The organism is Haloferax profundi, from assembly GCF_001469865.1.
Taxonomy (GTDB): Archaea; Halobacteriota; Halobacteria; order Halobacteriales; family Haloferacaceae; genus Haloferax; species Haloferax profundi.
On the sequence record NZ_LOPV01000375.1, the window covers coordinates 1 to 1,838 of the forward strand.

The following is a 1,838-nucleotide window of genomic DNA, read 5'->3' on the forward strand; positions in this document are numbered from 1 at the left end:
CCCGACGATATCGATGGGATAGCAAAAGATGCGCTGCTCGGTTCCGAATTCGATATTTTGCCCCTGGAGGTAATCCGCGATGATTCCTAATTGATATTTTTCAGGAACGTATTGTTTGGTCTCGTTTTCACACGACTCAACCCAGCGCCGAGTATATTGATTTGTGACTAACTCAGGCTTAGACATTATCGAGTCCCCTGGAAGATTTCATCCTTGATTTCCGACTCAGTAGTATACTCCGGATACTCCGAATAGACGTGTCTGAGCAACTCGTTCAGAGAAAGTTCGTTGTACTGCTCAACGAGATCACGTAACTCTTCTCGGTACTCCGGCTCAAGGATTTCAACCAATTGTGACGCAATTTTCTCTCCCTTAGCTGTGATTACGAACTCCTTGTTCGAAAGATCGGGGTCACTTCCCTCTATGACTGGGTCAGATATCGGGCGGGCCTCAATCGCATCAAGCTGGAGGAGAAAGTGGAGCTCTTCGTAAACTTCCTCTGAGAACGGTCCCATCTTGTAGGGCGCAAAATTGAACGCTATAGAGTCACGGTATTCTTCGAAGAAAGAGGTCTCTTCCTCGATTAGAAATAGAAGCTTCTGAACCTTCGTAACGCCCCGGATGCTCTTTCCAAAGTAGAATACGACGAACACGACGTCGGTCCGCCGATCGATTTCATCAATGCGTGGCATCCGGTGGTGTCTCCTATCTCACGACTAATCAGCCGAGTCTGCTTGGAAGTTTCTATTGAGGTCGATACCAGTCGCACGATATATACCGTCTCACGGCTGGATCAATCGCTTGACTGATGGGACTGGTCAAGGGGTGTTAGCAACTAAACAGTTCCAGATGAACTGAATCAAGGGGTAGCTTACAAGAACTCAGCGACGTCACCGGGTGTAGAGACGTAATACTTCCCAGAAATCTGTTCGTCGTACTGTTCGATGAAGCCCTCCAACTCCTCGGCGTCACTCTTCCCGTTAGGAACGACAAGAACCCTCCTGTATCCGCTTACGCTGAAGTCCTGTATCTGTTCAAGCGCTTCAGATGGTTCGTTTTGGAGTGAATCTGCCGTTTCAACTTCGATAATCAAGCTGTTCGCATAACCAGACTTCACGACCACGTCTGGTATCCGGGTTAAGCCATCGATCTCTCCCTCAGGGTTTGGGATCTTGTCGCGGTGAGAGAGGTGATCTGCGTAGACTGTAGCAGTTTCCGGTACTTCGTCGACGAGAGCGTCATACGTCTGCTCAACGACGTCGTGGTGGTCAGCGCTTGATTCTCCGAGCACTTTGGACGCGAGGGCAATGCCACCCGCAGCCACTGCAATCTGCCATACCATGGTTCTTAGGCCTCCACTTCTGTTCCGTCGGGAGGTATTCGAAGATAGTAACAGACTGATGTTAAGTTTGGGAGAGTAGACTGTAAGTGAAGCTTGGCCAGTTCAACTCAGTAGGCCGATAAGGTACTCATTCAAGTCATTGTCTAAAATGACAGCCACGGGTGACAATCAGTTGCTAAACTGCACATGGGGCAGCGGCCTCTATTCAGACGCTTCTGCTACCGGACCAAGAACGTTGGAAATGCGGTCTTTAGTCACGTTCCCAACTGGTCGGCGTATGAAGCATACACAGACCCTCAAATGCCAGATAAACGTTGGAAACAAGGGGTTATCTTTATTAGCTACCAGTGAGGAAGTGACAGACATGGACGACGAGAGCGGCAACGTTGCCGCAGAGATTTTCGGCAAGCCAGATCCGATATTCGAGCAGAAGACCCTCGTCGATGTCGACCACGTCCCGCAACCGGAACGCATCGTCGGTCGCGATGACGAAATT

Annotated in this window: 2 protein-coding genes and 1 pseudogene; 1 reads left to right on the forward strand and 2 read right to left on the reverse strand. The window is 49.7% G+C overall.

Going from position 1 to position 1,838, the window contains the following annotated elements; genetic code table 11:
• Positions 1-185: 185 nt before the first annotated feature.
• The gene (locus AUR66_RS13395; RefSeq protein WP_058572817.1) at positions 186-692 is read right to left on the reverse strand and encodes a type II toxin-antitoxin system antitoxin SocA domain-containing protein; all 507 of its coding nucleotides are present in this window, start codon (positions 690-692) and stop codon (positions 186-188) included.
• Between the two features lie 179 nt (positions 693-871).
• Positions 872-1,342 carry a hypothetical protein gene (locus AUR66_RS13400; protein WP_008605324.1) on the reverse strand — a complete coding sequence of 157 codons (471 nt, stop codon included), beginning with the start codon at positions 1,340-1,342 and terminating at the stop codon, positions 872-874.
• Positions 1,343-1,619: 277 nt separating this feature from the next.
• Between AUR66_RS13400 and AUR66_RS22755 the strand changes: the two are divergent.
• Positions 1,620-1,838, forward strand: a pseudogene (locus AUR66_RS22755) (hypothetical protein); the annotation flags it as partial.